Here is a 3,014-nt window from a genome sequence, read left to right as displayed (position 1 = left end):
CTGCTTGCTATTGGTAGCTAATTTAGTCGGCAGTATTAATTTACCCTTGGGCGTAATCGGACATGAAGGTTCAACCTTGTTAGTCACTTTAAATGGTCTGCGCTTACTGAAATAATTAGCTCTGCGTAATTAAGTGAAAAATTGAAGGGAGCAGAAGAAGAAAGAAAACGTTTCTATTTTTCTATTTTAGATTTAATTCGGCCTATCTATTATCCTGATTGGTAACCAGCAATTTAGATGTAGGGTGGGCAATGCCCACCCTACCAATGGTATTTTTAAGGATTGTTTGCGTAAATCCTATGGTTATCGCTCGCGATCGCTATTTACTGTTAAAATTCTTGATTAGTAATCCAAGCACATTGATAGGGTTCTAGAATAAAGCGATCGCTAATATCTTCAATGACTTTACCACTAAGAAGATCGTGCCAAGGATCGATACATATAAGGTTAATATCAGAGAGCAGTAATTCTTGAGTGCGATCGCTTAAATTATTAATACAGAAAATACTCTGATCGCGATAGATACTTTGTCGCCAGAAAGCAAATAGGGCTTTATTCATGGGATGTAGGGTGTACTGGGTAGCATTAGGATGAAATGCAGGTTGACGACGACGAATCTTAATCCTTCGAGACATTTCTTCCATAACAATTGCTTGGGGAGAGTTAAAATCGTTGAGTTTATTCTTTAACTCTGTGTAATCCCATTTGTAGCGATTAATCGAACGATTACGCCCTGTTTTAGCCAATCCTGCGTAGTCATTAGAAGTTGCTAATAAACTGTGGATATAAAAAGCGGGAATTCCTTCTACCGCCATCATAATTGTTTGGGAACAGAGAAATCTTTCAATATGCCATCGATCTTCTCCTTGAGCAGTCCCTTTCATAGCATCAAACCAAGAAATATTGATTTCATAGGGACTTTCTGTACCATCGGGTTTGGTTCTCATGCTAATTTTGCCCCCAAATTCCTGCATCATTTTCAACAAAGTGTTGCATTCATCTTCTAATAACAATCCCTCAGTGGGACGTAATCCAATGCCATCATGGGAAGCAGCAAAGTTAAAGTAAGCACATCCTGTGGGTGCAGGAGGCATACTCATCATCCAGGTTTTTAAGTGATCTGATTTTCCTTGTAATAAAGCATTGAGAATTAAAGGTGGCAGACTGAAATTATAAATCAGATGTGCTTCGTCACGATTGCCAAAATAACTCAAATTCTCTTTGTTGGGGACATTGGTTTCTGTAATTAGAGCCACATCGGGATTTAACATTTGAGTAATTTCCCGAAATAACTTAATTAAGGCATGGGTTTGGGGCAAATGCATACATGAGGTGCCAATAGATTTCCAAAGAAACCCTACTGCATCTAACCGAATATACTTTGCACCTTTTTGAAGATAAAAAAGAATAATTTTCAGAACTTCAATAACAACATCGGGATTACTATAGTTAAGGTCTATTTGATCCTCACTGAAAGTAGCCCAAACATATTTTGTTCCTTGGGCGGTATCAACTTCGACTAATAAAGGAGTACTACGAGGGCGAACTACTTCTGATAAATCTTCTTGGGGGTCTGCTTCGATAAAATAGTCACATCCTGGCTTAATTCCTTGTTTAAACTGCTCAAACCAAACACTTTTACTAGAAATGTGGTTTAAAACCAAATCTGCCATGAGATCGAATTTTTGGGCAATAGCTTCTACACCTTGCCAATCTCCAATTTCAGAATTCACTTGCAAGTAGTCAATTACAGAAAAGCCATCATCTGAACTGTAGGGACAAAAAGGTAAAATATGAACCCCTGTGATAGTATCTTGTAAGTTTTCCAAAAAACGATTCAGGGTAACTAAAGGTGCTTCTTCTGGAGTACAAATACTATCTCCGTAGGTAATTACAATTACCTCGTTTTGACTCCATTTGTCTAAATTTTCAGCGACAGAATCAGAGAAATGTTCTTGCAATAAAGAGAATATTTGCTCGCTTAATCGATCGACAATCTTTTGATCTTTGTAAACTTTTTCTAACAAAGGCTTAACTCTAAATAAAAAGTGTTGCCAGTGCTTAGAGTGCTGGTGTTGTTTTTCTGGGCTAGTCTGCTTAGATATTGGCATAGAATTTGAGAATATCAATCTGAACCTTACAGGAGATAAGTAAACAAAAATTGTTTAACAGAAATGTTCTACAAGAGCTTTCTGAAGTTCTTTCAATATAGGTTAGCTAATTTTTTTCACTTCGAGTATCTCAATCGCTACGTAAGCAAAAACCCATAAACTAGAAATCATGAATTCGTAATATTTATGCAATCTTTGTCTTTAGTAATGGGGGATTTCTGTATTATTCGATCGCTTATTTGGGGAATTATTAAATTATATGGAATTTATAAAATAACTATTAGGTTTAATGAAATTATTGAGATACTACGCGATCGCATCTCTACAATTCAGTTTAATTGTTACTACAGCGATACCAGCGATCGCACAAAACACCCCTGGATGCTATATGCTAGATGCTAATGGCAACCCGACGGATTTGGGATATCTTTGTGGTACTTCTCCGAATAATGCCAATAGTTCAACTCTTAGAAATAGAAAAACCAGAGTCTCTAATTCTTCAGATTTTTTTGTAGTTCCCATAAAAAGAAGAATTCATGGCACACCTGTAATAGATGTCAAATTTAACGATAAATATATTTTTGAAATGTTGTTCGATACAGGAGCAACTATGACAGTTATTACTAAACCAATGGCTAAAACTTTAAAACTAAAGCCTACAGGAAGTCTACCTTTTCAAACTGCTAGCAATAACTTAATTTATTTTGAAATTAGTAGTGTTTCTTCCGCCAGTGCAGGAAACATGGTAAGTAATAATTTGAATATTGCTGTTGCACCTACCATTGATATGGGTCTTTTAGGACAAAATTTTTATGGGATGTATGATATTACTATTAAGTATGGAACGATTGAATTTAGAAGACGATAGTTAGTTGTTAGCTGTATTTTCAATGGCAAAAAAAT

General features: G+C 35.9%; 2 protein-coding genes and 1 pseudogene. 2 read left to right on the top strand and 1 reads right to left on the bottom strand.

All coding sequences use genetic code 11. From position 1 onward, the window contains the following. Positions 1–115: pseudogene (locus H1P_RS39550) on the top strand (ATPase P); the annotation flags it as partial. A gap of 214 nt (positions 116–329) precedes the next feature. On the opposite strand, the gene H1P_RS27135 reads toward H1P_RS39550, so the two are convergent. Beyond that, positions 330–2,111, bottom strand: coding sequence for a sugar phosphorylase (locus H1P_RS27135; protein ID WP_144873594.1), 1,782 nt, complete (start codon positions 2,109–2,111; stop codon positions 330–332). Between the two features lie 289 nt (positions 2,112–2,400). Here H1P_RS27135 and H1P_RS27130 point away from each other — a divergent pair, with 289 nt between their 5' ends. Then, on the top strand, positions 2,401–2,979 hold the full coding sequence (locus tag H1P_RS27130) for a retropepsin-like aspartic protease family protein (RefSeq protein ID WP_144873591.1): 579 nt from the start codon (positions 2,401–2,403) through the stop codon (positions 2,977–2,979). Positions 2,980–3,014 lie beyond the last annotated feature (35 nt).

Origin of the sequence: Hyella patelloides LEGE 07179 (assembly GCF_900659865.1) — a bacterium.
Taxonomy (GTDB): domain Bacteria; phylum Cyanobacteriota; class Cyanobacteriia; order Cyanobacteriales; family Xenococcaceae; genus Hyella; species Hyella patelloides.
This window is presented reverse-complemented; position numbering and strand designations above follow the sequence as displayed.